This window comes from Cohnella terricola (genome assembly GCF_007786475.1).
GTDB lineage: Bacteria > Bacillota > Bacilli > Paenibacillales > Paenibacillaceae > Cohnella > Cohnella terricola.
In genome coordinates this window covers 185,870-204,051 of sequence record NZ_VNJJ01000007.1, presented here as the reverse complement: position 1 = coordinate 204,051, position 18,182 = coordinate 185,870, and the positions used below count along the sequence as shown (strand labels likewise).

General features: G+C 54.2%; 19 protein-coding genes and 1 tRNA gene. 16 read left to right on the top strand and 4 right to left on the bottom strand.

The features are described 5' to 3' along the window. Positions 1-40: 40 nt before the first annotated feature. The 12 genes from hisF to FPZ45_RS14580 all read left to right on the top strand — a co-directional run bounded on the left by hisF (position 41) and on the right by FPZ45_RS14580 (position 11,468). A complete protein-coding gene (gene hisF, locus FPZ45_RS14635; RefSeq protein WP_144703123.1) occupies positions 41-799 on the top strand; it encodes an imidazole glycerol phosphate synthase subunit HisF in 759 nt (252 codons plus the stop codon). After that, a complete protein-coding gene (gene hisIE / locus FPZ45_RS14630) occupies positions 796-1,467 on the top strand; it encodes a bifunctional phosphoribosyl-AMP cyclohydrolase/phosphoribosyl-ATP diphosphatase HisIE (RefSeq protein WP_144703120.1) in 672 nt (223 codons plus the stop codon). The genes hisF and hisIE overlap by 4 nt, the downstream gene beginning before the upstream one ends. Before the next feature lie 33 nt (positions 1,468-1,500). Beyond that, positions 1,501-2,304, top strand: coding sequence for a histidinol-phosphatase HisJ (hisJ, locus tag FPZ45_RS14625; protein WP_144703229.1), 804 nt, complete (start codon positions 1,501-1,503; stop codon positions 2,302-2,304). 94 nt (positions 2,305-2,398) lie between these two features. After that, a complete protein-coding gene (locus tag FPZ45_RS14620) occupies positions 2,399-3,352 on the top strand; it encodes a ribose-phosphate diphosphokinase (protein ID WP_144703117.1) in 954 nt (317 codons plus the stop codon). Positions 3,353-3,534: 182 nt separating this feature from the next. Beyond that, on the top strand, positions 3,535-5,265 hold the full coding sequence (locus FPZ45_RS14615; protein WP_144703114.1) for a tetratricopeptide repeat protein: 1,731 nt from the start codon (positions 3,535-3,537) through the stop codon (positions 5,263-5,265). 29 nt (positions 5,266-5,294) lie between these two features. After that, positions 5,295-6,242 carry a thioredoxin-disulfide reductase gene (gene trxB / locus FPZ45_RS14610; RefSeq protein WP_144703111.1) on the top strand — a complete coding sequence of 316 codons (948 nt, stop codon included), beginning with the start codon at positions 5,295-5,297 and terminating at the stop codon, positions 6,240-6,242. Positions 6,243-6,329: 87 nt separating this feature from the next. Next, positions 6,330-7,283, top strand: a complete 954-nt coding sequence (locus FPZ45_RS14605) for an ROK family glucokinase (RefSeq protein WP_144703108.1) — start codon at positions 6,330-6,332, stop codon at positions 7,281-7,283. 91 nt (positions 7,284-7,374) lie between these two features. Then, on the top strand, positions 7,375-8,268 hold the full coding sequence (rapZ, locus tag FPZ45_RS14600; RefSeq protein WP_144703104.1) for an RNase adapter RapZ: 894 nt from the start codon (positions 7,375-7,377) through the stop codon (positions 8,266-8,268). Positions 8,269-8,277: 9 nt separating this feature from the next. Beyond that, a complete protein-coding gene (locus FPZ45_RS14595; RefSeq protein ID WP_144703101.1) occupies positions 8,278-9,264 on the top strand; it encodes a gluconeogenesis factor YvcK family protein in 987 nt (328 codons plus the stop codon). Positions 9,265-9,271: 7 nt separating this feature from the next. Further along, a complete protein-coding gene (gene whiA / locus FPZ45_RS14590; RefSeq protein WP_144703097.1) occupies positions 9,272-10,207 on the top strand; it encodes a DNA-binding protein WhiA in 936 nt (311 codons plus the stop codon). A 101-nt stretch (positions 10,208-10,308) separates the two neighbouring features. Continuing rightward, positions 10,309-10,578: an HPr family phosphocarrier protein gene (locus FPZ45_RS14585; RefSeq protein ID WP_144703094.1), complete on the top strand. Its 270-nt coding sequence runs from the start codon at positions 10,309-10,311 to the stop codon at positions 10,576-10,578. Between the two features lie 125 nt (positions 10,579-10,703). Continuing rightward, on the top strand, positions 10,704-11,468 hold the full coding sequence (locus FPZ45_RS14580) for an SIMPL domain-containing protein (RefSeq protein ID WP_144703091.1): 765 nt from the start codon (positions 10,704-10,706) through the stop codon (positions 11,466-11,468). Between the two features lie 70 nt (positions 11,469-11,538). Here the strand turns inward: FPZ45_RS14580 and sda are convergent, their stop codons facing one another. The 4 genes from sda to FPZ45_RS14560 form a co-directional block, all read right to left on the bottom strand. Next, positions 11,539-11,799: a sporulation histidine kinase inhibitor Sda gene (gene sda, locus FPZ45_RS14575; RefSeq protein WP_246120456.1), complete on the bottom strand. Its 261-nt coding sequence runs from the start codon at positions 11,797-11,799 to the stop codon at positions 11,539-11,541. Positions 11,800-11,890: 91 nt separating this feature from the next. Further along, positions 11,891-12,514 (bottom strand): hypothetical protein, encoded by a 624-nt coding sequence (locus FPZ45_RS14570; RefSeq protein ID WP_144703089.1) that lies wholly within the window; start codon positions 12,512-12,514, stop codon positions 11,891-11,893. Between the two features lie 197 nt (positions 12,515-12,711). After that, complete coding sequence (gene clpP / locus FPZ45_RS14565) at positions 12,712-13,296, bottom strand: ATP-dependent Clp endopeptidase proteolytic subunit ClpP (protein ID WP_144703086.1); 585 nt, start codon at positions 13,294-13,296, stop codon at positions 12,712-12,714. Positions 13,297-13,620: 324 nt separating this feature from the next. After that, positions 13,621-13,695, bottom strand: a tRNA-Arg gene (locus FPZ45_RS14560). 226 nt (positions 13,696-13,921) lie between these two features. On the opposite strand from FPZ45_RS14560, the gene FPZ45_RS14555 reads away from it, so the two are divergent. From FPZ45_RS14555 to tpiA, 4 genes are all read left to right on the top strand, one after another. After that, positions 13,922-14,944 carry a sugar-binding transcriptional regulator gene (locus FPZ45_RS14555; RefSeq protein WP_144703083.1) on the top strand — a complete coding sequence of 341 codons (1,023 nt, stop codon included), beginning with the start codon at positions 13,922-13,924 and terminating at the stop codon, positions 14,942-14,944. 115 nt (positions 14,945-15,059) lie between these two features. Continuing rightward, complete coding sequence (gene gap, locus FPZ45_RS14550) at positions 15,060-16,070, top strand: type I glyceraldehyde-3-phosphate dehydrogenase (RefSeq protein ID WP_144703080.1); 1,011 nt, start codon at positions 15,060-15,062, stop codon at positions 16,068-16,070. Between the two features lie 163 nt (positions 16,071-16,233). Next, on the top strand, positions 16,234-17,415 hold the full coding sequence (locus FPZ45_RS14545) for a phosphoglycerate kinase (RefSeq protein WP_144703077.1): 1,182 nt from the start codon (positions 16,234-16,236) through the stop codon (positions 17,413-17,415). An 11-nt stretch (positions 17,416-17,426) separates the two neighbouring features. Continuing rightward, positions 17,427-18,182, top strand: coding sequence for a triose-phosphate isomerase (gene tpiA, locus FPZ45_RS14540; protein ID WP_144703074.1), 756 nt, complete (start codon positions 17,427-17,429; stop codon positions 18,180-18,182).

Genomic DNA, 18,182 nt, shown 5'->3' with positions numbered 1-18,182 from the left:
ATCGGACTTTTTGAACTACCTCTAAAAGGGGGAACGACACTTGTTAGCAAAACGAATTGTACCTTGCCTCGACGTGAAAGACGGTCGGGTCGTCAAGGGCGTGAACTTCGTGAATTTGCGGGATGCCGGGGATCCGGTGGAGCTTGCGGCGCTGTATGACCGCGAAGGCGCGGATGAGCTCGTATTTCTGGACATCTCGGCGTCGGTGGAAGGCCGGGCGACGATGGTGGATGTCGTGCGGCGGACGGCCGGGGAGATAACGATACCGTTTACGGTAGGCGGAGGAATCTCGGCGGTAGAGGACATGAAGCGGCTGCTTCGCGCGGGAGCGGACAAAATCGGCATCAATACGGCGGCGATCCGCAACCCGGATTTGATTACGGACGGTTCGCGGACGTTCGGAGCGCAGTGTATCGTGGTGGCGATCGACGCGAAGTTTAACGAAGAGTGGGGCGAGTGGGAAGTGTTCACCCACGGCGGACGCAACGCGACGGGCATCCGGGCGATCGCCTGGGCGCAGGAAGCGGAGCGCCGGGGAGCGGGCGAGTTGCTGCTGACGAGCATGGACGCGGACGGAACGAAGGACGGCTTCGATGTCGCCCTGACGCGGGCGGTGTCGGGCAGCGTCGGCATTCCGGTTATCGCTTCCGGCGGCGCGGGCAACGCGGAGCATTTCGCGGACGTATTCGCGGAAGGGCAAGCGGACGCTGCGCTGGCGGCGAGCATTTTCCACTATAAAGAAGTATCGGTTCAAGAAGTCAAAGCCGCATTGCGCGGCAAAGGAGTGAACGTAAGATGACACAGCAAACGGAATCCGCGCAATTGCAGGAACAGATCAAATGGGACTCGAACGGACTTGTGCCGGCTGTCGTGCAGGACGCGTTAAGCAAAGAAGTGCTTATGCTTGCCTACATGAACAAGGAATCGCTGGCGAAGTCGCTCGAAAGCGGCCAAACCTGGTTCTGGAGCCGTTCCAGAGGAGAATTGTGGAACAAAGGCGCTACCAGCGGCCATACGCAGCAGATCGTATCCCTGCATTACGATTGCGACGGCGATACGCTTCTCGTGAAAGTTAAGCAGAAGGGACCGGCTTGCCATACGGGAGCTTACAGCTGTTTCTACCGGGAAGGATCGGGAACGGCGAACGAACAAGCTTCGAAGGAAGACCGTTTCGGTCCGCTCAGCCGTCTCGAGGAAACGATCGCGCAGAGAGATGCCGAACGTCCGGAGGGCGCGTATACGACGTATTTGTTCGAGAAAGGTCTAGACAAGATCCTCAAGAAGGTCGGGGAAGAAACTGCGGAAGTGATCATCGCCGCCAAGAACCGCGACCAGGACGAGCTTCGCTGCGAGTCCGCCGACCTCATTTTCCACTTGATGGTATTGCTGCGCGAGCAAGGCATTCCGTTCGACGGCGTGCTTCAGGAATTGGAATTCCGGCATCGGAAGCCGGTTAAGAAAGATTAGGTGACAGCTATGACGACGGCCCAATATAAGGGCATGCCGATCGATTACCATACGCATAACTATCGTTGCGGACACGCGGTCGGAACGTTGGAGGAATACATCCTAAGCGCGATCGATAAAGGCATGGAGCAGATCGGGTTGTCCGATCATATGCCGCTGCTTCATATCTCCCACGAGGAGAATCCCGACTCCGCGATGCCGATGGACGAGCTTCCGCGTTACGTTGAAGAGTGCTTAAGCCTGAAGGAGAAATACAAAGGCCGCATCGAGGTTCGCGTCGGTCTCGAGGGAGACTATATCGAAGGCTGCGAGGAAAAGATCGAGAAAATCGTAAACGGATATCCATGGGACTACGTCATCGGTTCGGTCCATTTTCTGGGAACGTGGGACGTAACGGATTTCCGCCAAGTGCATCGGTGGGAAGGCAGGCGCATCGTGGACGTATTCGAACAATATTTCGATGCGATCCGCAAAGCCGCCGCTACAGGTTTTTACGACTACATCGGTCATATCGACGCGATCAAGCGGTTTTCCGGCAAGCCGGAGGAAGACGTAACCCCCTTGGAGGACGCGGCTCTGCAAGCCGTCAAGAAACACGATCTGGCATTCGAACTCAATTCGGCGGGTTATTATGCGCCTTGCAAAGAGATGTATCCGTCGTTAAGCATTTTGGAACGGGCCAATGCCTATGGCATACCGGTAACTTATGGTTCGGACGCCCATCACCCCGACAAAGTCGGACAAAAAGGGCAAGATGCGCAAACGATGCTGAAAAATGCCGGATACTCGCATATTGCGACCTTTGAAGGGCGTAAACGGGTGTTGAAACCTTTTTAAAATTTGGCCGAACTCATGTATAATGAGGTTGACGATAGGTTGACTGACGGTTTTCGACAAATTGCGTGTCGATAAGCTAAATATGGAGGGGCACATGTACAGCAGCAGTAAGCTTCGCATTTTTTCGGGATCATCCAATCCGCTACTCGCCAACAAGATCGCCGATAATCTCGGATTGCCGCTTGGGAAGATCAAACTTTCCCGGTTCAAGAGCGGCGAGGTCTATGTTCACTACGAGGAAACGATTCGCAACTGCGACGTATTCCTAGTTCAGTCTTTATCTCATCCGATCAACGATTATTTCGTTGAATTGCTGGTCATGATCGATGCGGCCAAGAGAGCTTCGGCGCGTACGATCAACGTCGTGCTTCCGTACTACGGATATGCCCGGCAAGAACGGAAAGCCGCTCCGCGCGAACCGATCTCGGCGAAAATGGTTGCCGACGTTCTGACGACGGTCGGCGCGCATCGGATCGTAACGATTGATCTGCATGCCCCGGCTATCCAAGGATTCTTCGATATTCCGGTAGACCATCTTACTGCGCTGGATCTCATCAGCGATTATTTGAAATCGCAAAATATCCGCAATCCGGTTGTCGTATCCCCGGACGCGGGACGAGCTTCGACGGCTGAGAAGCTGGCGAACCAATTGGATTGCTCCTTTGCCATCATGATCAAGAAGCGCCCTGCGCATAACGAATCCGTGATCACTCACGTCATTGGAGACGTCAAAGGGTACACGCCGATCATTATCGAGGATATGATCGATACCGGCACGACGATCGTAAATGTCGTAGAGGGCTTGAAGGAACGCGGAGCCGAAGATCCTTACGTGTGCGCGACGCATCCGTTGTTCTCCGGACCTGCCCTGCAACGCCTGGATCACCCGAGCATCAAGGAAGTTGTCGTGACCGACTCCATTCTGCTGCCGGAAGAACGTTCGTCCCGATTTAATGTGATCTCTGTCGCTCCTATGCTTGCGGAAGCAACCCGCATCATTATGGAAGGCGGCTCGATCAGCACGCTGTTCAAGACGAAAGGTGTGTAGAAATCCTTTCTTGCCGATAAGAGCCATTAACGAATGCTGTTTGCATTCGTTAATGGCTCTTTCCTATATCCAAGGGAGGAAGGGGTGCCTGGGAGTTTTATTTTCGGGATTACTCAGGCTGTGTTATAATCTTGGGTGACGATGTTCAACGAAGTCCAACAACAACGAGGAGGTGCCTTGCGATGAGCCAGCGAAAACGTGCGGTCAAGAACCGGCGACCCAAAGTCATTCCGATGCGTCTGGATGCGACTTTCTTCTTTGAACGAGCCGTGCAGTCGCTGGATCGATATCATTACGACAAGGCGCTCAAATATTTCCGCAGAGCGGTGGAGTACGAGCCGGAAAATCCCGTAAACCACTGCAACATGGCGGGCATTCTGTCCGAGATGGGGCGTTACGAGGAGTCGAACGTCATTCTCCGGTCGGTACTCGATCAGATCGATCCGGCCATGACGGAATGTTATTATTACCTGGCCAACAACTATGCCAACATGGAGTTGTTCGAGGCCGCGGAAGAAGCTCTTGTCCGGTATCTGGAGAACGATCTGGAGGGGCAATTCCTGGAGGAGTCGGACGAACTGCTCGACTTGCTTCACTACGAGCTCAATCGGCCGACAAAGCTAGTGACCATCAAGGCGAAAGAAAACGTATATGCGCACGATAAAGCTAGGGAATTATTGGAAGCCGGCCGCTTCACCGAAGCGGTTAAAATCCTGGAAGAAATTATTAGCCGTCAGCCCGACTTTCTAGCGGCAAGGAATAACCTGGGGTTGGCATACTACTACATGGGGCTGTTCGACAAGTCGGTAGCGACCATCACCGAGGTACTCGCGGTAGAGCCGGGCAATCTGCACGCGCTCTGCAACCTTGCGATCTTCTACCAACACTCCAATCAAGAAGAGCAATTGCGGGCACTGATCGAGAAGCTGAACAAAACGGTGCCGTTTCATCCCGAGCACGTATTCAAGCTGGCGACGACGCTAGGTATCGTCGGTGAGCACCGCGAAGCCTATCAGCATTTCCGTCGTCTTCTGAGGACCGGCGAACTGTCCGGAGAGCCGAGTTTGCACCATTTTGCCGCGATTGCGGCCGTCAACCTGAAGCGTTACGAAGAAGCGAAGAAGTATTGGCAGAATGCGGAACGGCTCGACCCCGAATCGCCGGTGCCGAAATTTTATCTCAAGAGATTGGATGCCGTGCGGGCGGGCGGGGAAAATCCGCCGACGCATTATCACTATCATCTTCCTTTCGAGGAGCAGTTCAAGCAATGGGAGCATAGTCCGGGACAAGTTACGGAAGCGATCAAAAACGATCCGCTGATCCGCTCGTCCTTTTTCTGGGCGCTTCGCCACGGGGACCGTCGAACGAAGGTTCAGGTCATTCAAGCGCTGGGTCTTGTCGCGGACGAAGAAGTGATTGAGGCGTTAAAATCCTTTCTGGTCGATCCGGACGAAGAAGACGAATTAAAGAGGGTAGCGGTATTGGTGCTGCGCTCGATTGGCGTGCAGGATTCGCTTGCGGTCACTTTCAGCGGAAGAACGTTAACGCTTGAGGCTCGGCGGAAATCCGCCAGGCTCCCTGTATGGGATAGCTCTTGGCAAGTCGTTCTCGAACACGCGCTCGAAGGCATGGCGGGCCGATACGACGTCGTACAGCAGCATGATATGATGACGTTGTGGGTCGATTATTTATCCCGGGTGTATCCGGAAGTGCCGAAGCTTCACAAGTCTACCGCTTGGGCGGCGGCTCTTGAATACTGGACGGCAAAGATGCACCGCAGAACCGTGACCTACGCGGATCTGGTCAGCCGTTATGGCGTATCGCAAGCGAGCATCAGTCGCTATGCGAATCGGATCGACGAAGCTTGCGGCATTCGGGAGAAGCTGGACTTGACGAGACAGTCTTTTAACTGAAACGGAACTGCGTGACAGGAGGAAGCATCATGCATAAGACAATCGTAATCGGAACGGGACCGGCAGGATTGACGGCAGCCATCTATTTGGCGAGGGCGAACTTGTCCCCTCTGATCATCGAAGGACCCGAACCGGGCGGCCAATTGACAACGACGACGGACGTCGAGAATTTCCCTGGGTTTCCGGAAGGTATCATGGGTCCGGACTTGATGGCGAATATGCGCAAGCAGGCGGAGCGTTTCGGCGCGGAATTCCGCACCGGCTGGATTAACAAGGTGGACATGTCCAAGCGGCCGTTCACCTTGGAGCTCGAAGGCGGAGAAACGCTGCAGGCGGAAACGCTCATTATTTCGACCGGCGCGTCGGCCAAATATATGGGTATCCCGGGCGAGAAAGACAACGTGGGACGCGGTGTCAGCACGTGCGCGACTTGCGACGGTTTCTTCTTCAGGGGCAAGAAGATCATCGTCGTCGGCGGCGGTGACTCGGCAATGGAGGAAGCGAATTTCCTGACTCGTTTCGCTTCCGAAGTGACGCTCGTACACCGGCGCGACGAGATGCGGGCTTCCAAAATCATGCAAGACCGGGCTCGCGAGAACAACAAGATTTTGTGGGGACTGAACAAGACTCCGATCGAAGTCATCGCGGGGGATCAAGGCGTAACCGGATTGAAGGTCCGCAACAATGCAACCGACGAGGAAGAAGTCATCGATACGCAGGGCTTGTTCGTGGCGATCGGCCATACGCCGAATACGAAGTTCCTCGATAATCAAATCGATACGGACGAACTCGGTTATATCAAGGTGAAACCGGGATCGACGGAGACGAACGTTCCGGGCGTGTTCGCATGCGGCGACGTTCAGGATCATAAGTATCGGCAAGCGATCACCGCAGCCGGCAGCGGATGCATGGCCGCTCTCGATTGCGAGAAGTTCCTGGAAGGTTCCTCGACGCACGATTGGAGCCAGGCTCTCTAATATTTATACCGCTTCCGCCGCCGCTCGGCGGCGAAAGCCGTTCTTTTTGCAAGTTAATACAATATTTTTTATGAGGTGTCGACAAAAATGTCAGAATCATTGTTCGTAGGCGTAGATTTGGGCGGAACCGCTATTAAGGTGGGCTTGTGCAACGCGGCGGGGAATCTGCTTCGCATGCATGAAGGACCTACGCAAGCCGCCGAGGGGGCGGACGCCGTATTAACCAACATTGCGGCCTATGTCCAAGAGCTCGTGCCTCCGGGAACGACAGAATGGGATGCCGTAGAGGGCGTAGGGATCGGCATCGCCGGATTTCTGAATATTCCCGAGGGGATCATCGACTTCACGCCGAACCTTCCTTTCAAGGACGTACCCGTTAAGCGGATTATGGAAGAGAAGCTTGGCAAGCTGGTCAAAATCAATAACGACGCTAATGTGGCGGCGCTCGGGGAAGCTTGGGGCGGCGCGGGCAAAGGAATCGCGAATTGCGTTTGCTATACGTTGGGAACGGGCGTAGGCGGCGGAATCATTTTGAATAACCGGCTCATAGAAGGATTTACGGGTATGGCAGGAGAACTAGGCCACATGTCGATCGTGGCCGATCTCGAAGCGATCCAATGCGGCTGCGGCAAGATGGGCTGCCTGGAGACGGTGTCGTCGGCAACCGGAATTATTCGCATGGCGAAAGACGCGGTAGAGCGGGGCGACCGTACGACGCTTTCCCTTGTGGAAGGCGAATTGACCGCCAAAGACGTAGTCGACGCGGCGAAAGGCGGAGACGAGGTCGCGCAGAGGATCGTCAGCCGGGCCGCGTTCTACTTAGGCAAATCGATGGCGACGGTCGCGATTGTCGTGAACCCTCAACGCTTCATCATCGGCGGAGGGGTGAGCAAGGCGGGAGAGTTCCTGTTCTCCCAAATCCGCGAAGCGTTCGACAAGTATACGCCGGAGAACGCTCGCGCCGGAGTGGAGATCGTCGCTGCCGAGTTGGGCAACAACGCCGGAGTCGTGGGTGCTGCGGGTTTGTTCCTTAGAGCTTAATTAACGCAGACGCTCGGCTCCGTCAGCCTGATGGAGTTCGGGCGTTTTTATTTTGCAGGGATCATTAAACCTCGAGAAGAGAGGGATTGGGATGGAAACGACGATAACGCCGCAGCCGACGCTCGTTATCATAACGGGAATGTCGGGAGCGGGTAAGACGATAGCCGTTCAGAGCTTGGAGGATTTGGGTTTTTTCTGCGTCGATAACTTGCCGCCGGTGCTCATTCCGAAGTTCGCCGAACTCATAGAACAATCCCAAGGACGCATTGCCAAGGTTGCTCTGGTGATCGACTTGCGCGGACGGGAATTTTTCACGGCGCTGTCCGAATCGCTTAACGATATTCGAGAGAATTACACGATCAATTACGAGATTCTGTTCCTAGACGCGACGGATTCCGTTCTGGTCCAACGCTATAAGGAGAGCAGGCGCAGGCATCCGCTTGCCCCGGATGGGTTGCCGCTCGACGGGATACACTTGGAACGTAAGCTTCTGGAAGACCTGAAAGGCTGGGCGAACCAGGTGATCGATACGAGCAGCCTGAAGCCGGCGGCGTTAAAGGAGAAAATCATCGGCCGGTTCTCGAACCTGGATTCGAACAACATCTCGATTAACGTCACTTCGTTCGGTTTTAAATACGGCGTTCCGATTGACGCGGATTTGATCTTCGACGTTCGGTTTCTCCCCAATCCGCACTATATCGATGCGCTTCGTCCGAGGACAGGGGTCGAACAGGACGTGTATGATTACGTCATGAAATGGCCCGAGACGCAGACGTTTCTCGTCAAGCTGCTCGATATGCTGCAATTTTTAATCCCGATGTACCATAAGGAAGGCAAAAGCCAGGTCGTGATCGGCATTGGGTGCACGGGAGGCAAGCACCGTTCGGTGGCGATCGCCGAATATTTGGGGCGTAGATTAGGGGCCAGCGACACGGAGTCGGTGAGAGTGAGCCATCGCGATTCTGAACGCGACCGGCCTAATTGAGGTGAAGGTATGAGCCAACAACCTACGCTCCCGCGCAATCCGCGGATCGTCGTCATTGGCGGCGGTACGGGGCTTTCCGTCATGCTGCGAGGCTTAAAGCAGAAGCCTCTCGACATTACCGCGATCGTCACGGTAGCCGATGACGGCGGCAGCTCCGGCATTTTGCGCGAAGAGCTGCAAATCCCGCCTCCCGGCGACATTCGCAACGTTCTGTCCGCGCTCGCGGACATCGAGCCGTTGATGACCGAAGTGCTGAAGTATAGATTTAACAACGGAACCGGCTTGGCCGGGCATAGTCTGGGCAATCTGATTCTAGCGGCGATGACCGATATTACCGGCGATTTCGTGACGGGAATTACGGAGCTTAGCCGAATATTCGCTGTTCGCGGACGAGTGCTGCCTGCGGCCAATCAGGCGATCGTACTCAAGGCTGAGATGGAGGACGGATCCATCGTCGTCGGAGAGTCGACGATTCCGAAGTCGGGCCTGGCCATTCGCAGAGTATTCCTGGAGCCCTCCGACGTCAAGGCGCTTCCGGAGGCGGTGCAGGCGCTGGAAGAGGCCGATGCGATTCTGTTCGGTCCGGGCAGCTTGTTTACGAGCATTATGCCGAACTTGCTCGTGCCGGATCTGGCGGAGGCGATCGTGAAGTCGGATGCGGTGAAGCTGTTCGTCTGCAACGTCATGACACAGCCCGGAGAAACCGACAACTACTCTGTAAGCGACCACCTGGCCGCCGTTCAGGCGCACATCGGCCATCAGCTATTCGATTATGTCATCGTGAACGACGGAGAAATTCCTCCGCAGGTCGAGTGCTTGTACGCCGAACAGGGCTCCAAAGCGGTGCATCTCGATCTGGATGAGGTCACGCGGCAAGGTTATAAAGTCATTGCGGACACATTGGTATTATTCCGAACTTATTTGCGTCATGATGCAGAGAAACTAAGCGATCATATTTATCATTTGGTCGAGGACTGGATGTTGAGAAAGGGGTGAAAAAGGCATGTCATTTGCGGCGCAAACGAAGAAGGAACTGACTTTGCTGGAGAGCGAGAGCTGCTGCGAGAAAGCCGAGCTGTCGGCACTGATTCGCATGAACGGCACGATCTCGCTATCGAACCGGCGGGTCGTTCTGGATATCGCAACCGAGAATGCCGCGATCTCGCGCCGGATTTACACGCTTCTCAAACGTCATTTTACGGTCGTGACCGAGCTTCTCGTACGCAAAAAAATGCGGCTCAAAAAAAATAACGTCTACGTCGTGCGCGTACCCGCCGGGGCGGAATCGATATTAAGCGAGCTGTCGATCGTATCTGAAGGTTTCCTCTTCCATCCGAGTATCGATAAGGAGCTAGTGCGCAAGCCCTGCTGCAAGAAAGCTTATCTTCGCGGCGCTTTCCTGGCCGGCGGTTCGGTGAACAACCCGGAAGGCTCGTCTTATCATCTGGAGATTGCGTCGATGTACGAGGAGCATTGCAAGGCGCTCGTCGATCTCGCGAATAAATTTAATCTGAACGCCCGGTTTATCGAGCGTAAGAAAGGATTTATTCTGTATATTAAAGAAGGCGAGAAGATCATCGAATTCCTAAGCATCATCGGTGCGCATCAGGCGTTGTTCAAATTCGAGGACGTCCGCATCATGAGGGATATGCGGAATTCCGTCAACCGGATCGTCAATTGCGAGACCGCGAATTTGAACAAAACGATCGGGGCCGCGGTGCGGCAGATCGATAATATTAAGCTTCTAGAGAAGGAAGTCGGCTTGCATAACCTTCCAGACAAGCTGCGCGAAGTGGCCGAAGTCAGACTTCAGCATCCTGATATCAACCTGAAGGAAGTCGGTGAGATGCTGAAGGGGCGGGTCAGTAAATCGGGAGTGAACCACCGGCTCCGCAAGCTCGACGAATTGGCGGAAAAAATCCGAAACGGCAGCGTTTAAACCGTATGGCGCTTTTGATTAAAACAATGTTATAATAGTTAAGAATTGTAGCACGGGAGTCCCGACTAGCGGGATGAATAAAGATAGGGGGTATCCGGTCCATGACGAGACAGCCGGTGATCGTTCGGCTTAAAACGGGTCTTCACGCCAGACCGGCGGCACTTTTCGTGCAAGAAGCCAATAAATTCTCCTCCGACGTCTTCGTGGAGAAGGACGACAAGAAAGTAAATGCGAAAAGCATTATGGGCATTATGAGCCTCGCGATTAGCTCCGGCACGGAGGTTGCAATTAGTGCGGAGGGTTCGGACGCAGAGCAGGCTGTAACCGCTTTAGTTCAACTCGTAAGTAAAGAAGAACTGGAAAACCAATAAGGTTTTCCTTGCATAAAGCTCCCTTGCGGGGGCTTTTTGCGTTTCTGGACAAAATAAGGAATGCATGAAACATTTGGTCGGGTCGTTGCGTCATAAGATCAAAACACTTTGAAAGGAGCTTGATCATGAAGCAACGTGTTATGAAAGTATTAATGGTCGCAACGGCGGCAGTCGTCATCGGGTGGTTTGGTTTCGCTAAAGGGGAGGGAAGCGTCGTGTCTGCTGAGACGGGAGCGGTGTCCGCGCAGCCGTATACGGTGACGGTCGCGGCGAAGGGTTCGGTCATGGTGGAGCCAGATGTAGCGTATTTGAGTTTGGCGGTAGAGAGCCGCGGAGCGAAGGCGTCCGACGCGCAGAAAGCCAATGCGGACAAATTCGCTGGCGTGGAGAAGACGTTGTACGAAAAATTCGGCATCGATAAGAAAGACGTGAAGACAACGGGGTTCGACGTCCAACCGGAATATAATTATACGGAGAAGGATGGCCGGGTGCTGAAGGGGTATGTCGCGACGCATTCGATTCAAGTGACTTACCGGAAGCTTCCGGAGATCGGCAAGCTATTCGACGCCTTGACGGCATCCGGGGCTAACCGCCTGGACGGAGTACAATTTTCTACGGAAAAGAAAGATCAATACGAGCTCGAAGCGCTGAAGAAAGCAATGGACAACGCGGGGGCTAAGGCCGGCGTTCTGGCGACCTCGGCCAAGCGAGAGCTGAAGGGCGTAGTGAATATCGTGCAAGGCGATGTCGTCAGCAGTCCGATTCTGTATGCGACCGCAGCGCAGGCCAAATTGAGCGTAATGTCGGACAGCGGGGGTGCTTCCTCTTCCGTGCAATCTGGACAAATCGAGATCAGCACTCAGGTGACCGTGCAGTACGAGATGAAATAGAGGTCATGTAGGGAAAATAAAAATCCGCCGTCTAGATGGCGGCGGATAATAAAAGAACGAGAGTTATGGATTAAGCCTCTTTGTATTGATGAAGTTGGCGAACGGAGAGCGCTTCTTCCAACAGTTCAATAAACTCGTCCGACAGATTCATTTTCTTGGCTTCTCTGTAGACTTCCAACAGATGCTCATCTTTCAGCGGACGAAGCAGCGAAGCTTTATCGCTTAACCGACGAGCTGCAACCATGTCAACGGAGGGGTAACTTGAACTTCCGGCAGGATGCATGTCTTCAGACGACGTGGTTACAAGGTACGGGTAAGTGCGATCGTGCATACAATTTCCTCTCTTCCGAATTTCCTAAGAGATAGCTATAACTGGGTCTAAATGGAATATCTTTTTTTACAGCATATCATGGTTTGTCCGGCTAGCAGAGAGGGCATTCAAAGTTTTGAATTTTTGTTGACAGGGTTATTGTTTTGTGATATTCACTCCTGGTACCCGCGTAACGTTCTGGCAGACCGTAAGAAGCCTCGTTAACCACCATTTCACCCGTGTAACGTTCCGGCAGACCGTAAGAAGGCTCACCCGCAACCATTTCACCTGTATAACGTTCTGGCAGACCGTAAGAAGCCTCGCTTGCCACCATTTCACCTGTGTAACGTTCTGACAGACTGTAAGAAGCCTCGCTAATCACCATTTCACCCGCGTAACGTTCTGGCAAACCGTAAGAAGCCTCGTTTGCCACGAATTCACCCGCGTAACGTTCTGGCAGACCGTAAGAAGCCTCGCTTGCCACCAATTCACCCGTGTAACGTTCTGGCAGACCGTAAGAAGGCTCACCCACCACTATTCCGCCCGTGTAACGTTCTGGCAGACCGTAAGAAGCCTCGCCCACCACCATTTCACCCGTGTAACGTTCTGGCAGACCGTAAGAAGCCTCGCCAACCACCATTTCACCCGTGTAACGTTCCGGCAGACCGTAAGAAGCCTCGCCAACCACCATTTCACTCGTGTAACGTTCTGGCAGACCGTAAGAAGCCTCACCCACCACTATTCCGCCCGTGTAACGTTCTGGGAGACCGTAAGAGCGGGGGTTGGCGGCAGTTTCGGGTGTGTAACGGTGTGGTAGGCCGTAAGAGTGTGTCCGGGAAGAGGTACTGTGGCATGTGGCGATCATTCGAAAATAAGCAATGGCGGCGCTAGGGAGAGTTTCCCTGGCGCCGCCATTTTAGATTGGTAATGAAGTTACCCGAGCTTCTCGATAACCTTGTCGATCAGGCCGTACTCGCGAGCCACTTCTGCTTCCATGAAGTTGTCGCGGTCCGTGTCTTTCTCGATGCGTTCGAGTGGTTGCCCCGTACGCTCCGAGAGAATGCCGTTGAGCTTATCCCGCAGCTTCAGGATGCGGCGGGCGCGAATCTCGATGTCGCTCGCCTGGCCTTCTGCGCCGCCGAGCGGCTGGTGGATCATCACTTCGCTGTTCGGGAGGGCGAAACGCTTGCCCTTGGCTCCCGCGGCCAGCAAGAAGGCGCCCATGGACGCGGCCATGCCGACGCAGATCGTGGAGACGTCGGGTTTAATGAATTGCATCGTATCGTATATGGCCATGCCTGCGGTGATGGAACCGCCAGGACTGTTGATGTAGAGGTGGATGTCTTTTTCCGGATCCTCGGCCGCCAGGAACAGCAGCTGAGCGATGATGGAGTTGGCAACCACGTCATTAACTTGAGTGCCTAGAAATACGATTCGATCTTTGAGCAAACGGGAATAAATGTCATAAGCCCGTTCTCCTCGATTGGTTTGTTCGACAACCATAGGTACAAAACTCATGTTTGACGTCCCTCCTCATGTGTTGGTTTTCTTATCATAGCGAATTTGCAATCAAAAGTCAAAGAAAGTCAAAGGTGCGTGACGAGAAAAGAAAAAGAAAAAAGGATTCTGATCGCGTGCAGAGGAAAGAGGTGTCCCCGGAGAGTTTACGACCGCCTTTAAAATCGAGTTGCGTCCGCTTAATCTCATTCAGACAACTCGATTTTAACCAGCGGCGGAGGGGATACCTCTTTTCGGCGCAGCCGGTTCCGGAATCCAAGCAATTGAGGTAGCGGGAAACAAAAAAACCGGTCGATTACTCGACCGGTTAGCTGATTGTATAAGTGGCGCGCCCGTGAGGAATCGAACCTCAATCTCAGCCTTCGGAGGGCTGCGTCATATCCGTTGGACCACGGGCGCTCATGTTTGCAGCAAGAGTTATTATAGGCGATATGGGGCGAAAAAGCAAGGGATATCGCGGCATTATTTTTGTATATTCTGTAGACGGGAACCCTTGCAACATGACAGAAATTTAGCTAAAATGAAGGTGGGACTTAAAATGTAGTACTGGGACATTTTTTGTCCAACGGATTTTCGCATCGTTGCCGACGATGGCCATCCGGTATCAGGAGGATAGACGGAGAGAATGCGAAAAATAATCGATATACAGAAAAAGCTGCTACCGGATCTTCTGCAGGTGCTGGAGACCAGGTACGATATCCTGCACCGGATCCATCTTGAAGGGACGGTCGGACGCCGTACGCTCGCCGCAAGCCTGAATATGACCGAACGCGTGCTGCGTTCGGAACTGGAACTGCTGCGGGCACAAGGGTTGCTCGATACCGCCACGTCGGGAATGACGCTCAGCGCGAGCGGACGACAACTGGTGGAGGAAATGGAGCCCATCGTTAAGGAACTGTTCGGACTGTCGGATCTGGAGGAAGAGGTTCGCCGTGCATTTGGGCTGAAGCGGGTGATCGTCGTTCCGGGCGACTCGGACGAATCCGATCACGTCAAGCTGGAGCTAGGCCGGGCGGGAGGCCGCGTACTCCGCGACAGCCTGTCGAGCGGTGACGTCGTCGCCGTTATGGGCGGTTCCACCATGGCTCATATGGCCAGACATTTCTCGATCCCTTCCCAGATGAAGGAAAACTGGTTCGTGCCGGCGCGCGGCGGTCTCGGCGAAAGTGTCGATTACCAAGCAAACACGATCGCTTCGGAGCTTGCCAAGCGGGCGGGAGCACGTTACCGGATGCTTCATGTGCCGGATCACTTAAGCGAAGAAGCTTACCAGACGATCATGCAGGAGCCTAACGTTGGCGAAGTCGTCGATATGATCCGGAGCGCGCGCATTGTCGTCCACGGAATCGGCGACGCGGTGACGATGGCGAGACGGCGGAAGCTGACGGAAGAGACCAGAGACGAATTAGTCAAGGACGGCGCGCTTGCCGAAGCTTTTGGATACTACTTCGATCGACAAGGCAAAGTCGTGCACCGAATGGCGACGGTCGGATTGCGGCTCGAGGATATCGAAGCGGCGGAGCACGTGATCGGCATCGCGGGCGGAGCCAGCAAAGGCGAAGCGATCGCAGCCGTGATGAGATTCGGCCACGACGACGTGCTGGTGACGGACGAAGCGGCGGCGAGGGAAGCACTGCGTCATATTTGACGGGATTCAAGTTATAAAGGCGAGTTTAGGGTAATCCTTACTATAGTGGTCTCGGCGCTTTCGCGCCTTGATATATAGATTCAAATATTTTTTCAATCCAAGGAGGAAACCAATTATGGCAGCAGTAAAAGTGGGTATTAACGGATTTGGACGTATTGGACGTAACGTGTTTCGCGCATCTCTGAACAACCCTAACGTCGAGATCGTGGCAATCAACGACTTGACGGACGTTAACACGCTTGCGCACCTTCTGAAATATGACACGACGCATGGCAAACTGGACGGAACAGTCGAAGTAGGCGAAGGCGCTCTTATCGTAAACGGCAAAACGGTTAAAGTATTCGCTGAGCGCGATCCAGGCAACCTGCCTTGGTCTTCCGTAGGCGCAGAGATCGTCGTTGAATCCACGGGTATTTTCACGGCGAAAGAAAAAGCCGAGCTTCACTTGAAAGGCGGCGCGAAGAAAGTTATCATCTCCGCTCCAGCTACGAACGAAGACATCACGATCGTTATGGGCGTTAACCAAGACAAATACGACGCTGCTTCCCACACGGTTATCTCCAATGCTTCTTGTACGACGAACTGCTTGGCTCCGTTCGCGAAAGTTCTGAACGACAAGTTCGGTATCGTTAAAGGCATGATGAACACGATCCACTCTTACACGAACGACCAAAGCGTACTGGATCTTCCGCACAAAGACCTGCGTCGCGCTCGCGCTGCTGCAGAGAACATCATTCCTTCCACGACGGGCGCAGCGAAAGCCGTATCCCTCGTATTGCCTGAGCTGAAAGGCAAGCTGAACGGCATGTCCATGCGCGTTCCTACGCCTAACGTTTCCGTTACGGACCTGGTTGCCGAACTGAAAGTTAACGTTACGGTTGAAGAAGTCAACGCAGCTCTGAAAGAAGCTTCCCAAGGCGCTTTGAAAGGCATCCTGAACTACTCCGAAGAGCCGCTTGTATCCAGCGACTACAACGGCGATCCTGCTTCTTCCACGATCGACGCTCTGTCCACGATGGTTATCGAAGGCAACATGGTTAAAGTCATCTCCTGGTACGACAACGAGTGGGGCTACTCCAACCGCGTCGTAGATCTGGCTGCATTTATCGCTAGCAAGGGCTTGTAATTCAAAGGCGTTCCCTAAGTCCCGTCCCGGATTTGCTCCGCAAACCGGGACTGAGCTTTACTATCGGCGAGGACGGGGAACATGATAGGAACACGAGGCGGGCTCCCTATAGGAGCCTAGCTTTGCGCAAGGAGATAGAAAGCCATCCGAGGAGGTTTCGACTTTGAACAAGAAAAGCGTAAGAGACGTCGACGTTGCAGGTAAAAAAGTATTCGTACGCGTAGATTTTAACGTTCCGCTAGAGAACGGGGCGATTACGGACGACACGCGGATTCGCGAGACGCTGCCGACGATCAAGTTCTTGATCGAGAAAGGCGCGAAAGTCATTCTGGCGAGCCACCTTGGCCGTCCGAAAGGTGAAGTCGTCGAGGACCTGCGCCTCACTCCGGTTGCCGCGCGTTTGTCTGAATTGTTGGGCAAACCCGTCGCCAAGTCCGACGAAGTCGTCGGCGCGTCCGTGCAAGCTCAAGTGGACGCACTGAACAACGGAGACGTGCTGCTGCTCGAGAACGTTCGTTTCCAAGCGGGCGAAGAGAAGAACGATGCCGAGTTGGCTAAAGCGTTCGCTTCCTTGGCGGATCTGTTCGTGAACGACGCGTTCGGCGCGGCGCACCGCGCGCATGCATCCACGGAAGGCATCGCGCATCATATTCCGGCCGTTGCCGGCTTGCTCATGGAGAAAGAGCTCGACGTGCTGGGCAAGGCGTTGAACAATCCGGAGCGTCCTTTTACGGCAATCGTCGGCGGCTCCAAAGTGAAAGACAAGATCGACGTCATCAATAAAATGATCGAAATCGCCGACAATATCATTATCGGCGGCGGACTCTCCTATACGTTCCTCAAAGCGCAAGGCAAAGAGATCGGATTGTCGCTGTGCGACGACTCCAAGCTCGACCTTACTCTTGAATTCATCGAGAAAGCGAAGAAACTCGGCAAGAACTTCTACCTTCCGATCGATATCGTGATCGCGGACGATTTCAAAGCCGACGCCAACAAGGATATTGTGGACACGGATCACATTCCGGCAGGTTGGGAAGGCGTCGACATCGGACCTAAAACGCGTGAAATCTACGCGGACGTCATCAAGAACTCCAAACTTGTCGTATGGAATGGACCGATGGGCGTATTCGAGCTTGAACCGTTCTCCCACGGCACGCGCGCGGTTGCGCAAGCTTGCGCGGATGCGGCGGCTTATACTGTCATCGGCGGCGGCGACTCCGCTGCAGCGGCCGAGAAGTTCCATCTGGCTGACAAAATGGACCATATCTCCACGGGCGGCGGCGCTTCGCTCGAATTCATGGAAGGCAAGGCGCTTCCGGGCGTCGTAGCCCTTAACGACAAGTAGAGGTGACAACAATGAGCAGAACACCGATTATTGCGGGTAACTGGAAAATGTTCAAGACGGCCGGAGAGGCTGCCTCCTTCGTTGCGGAAGTGAAAGGTAAAGCGGAAGTCGCCGGTGTGGAGAGCGTGATTTGCGCTCCTTTTACGGCTCTGCCGGCTCTGGTAGAAGCGGTCAAAGGCACGACGATCAAAGTCGGCGCACAAAACCTGCATTTCGAAGATAACGGCGCGTTCACAGGCGAGATCAGCGGTGTCATGCTGAAGGATCTCGGTGTAGATTACGTCATTATCGGCCACTCGGAACGTCGCCAGTATTTCGGCGAGACGGACGAGATCGTGAATAAGAAAGCCCATGCGGCGTTCCGTCATGGTCTGACTCCGATCGTCTGCGTAGGCGAGAAGCTCGAAGAGCGCGAAGCCGGCACGACGAACGACGTCGTGCGCGTGCAGACGGAAGGCGCGCTAGCGAACCTGTCCGCCGATCAAGTGGCGGCGACGGTCATCGCATACGAGCCAATCTGGGCGATCGGAACGGGCAAATCCTCGACGTCCGAGGAAGCGAACGAGACAATCTCTTACATCCGTGGCGTCGTGGCGAAGCAATTCGGCACGGAAACGGCTGCGAAAGTCCGCATCCAATACGGCGGCAGCGTGAAGCCGAATACGGTTGCGGAATATATGGGACAATCCGATATAGACGGCGCATTGGTCGGCGGCGCTAGCCTTGAGCCGGCTTCTTATGTGGCGTTAGTCGAAGGGGCGAAGTAA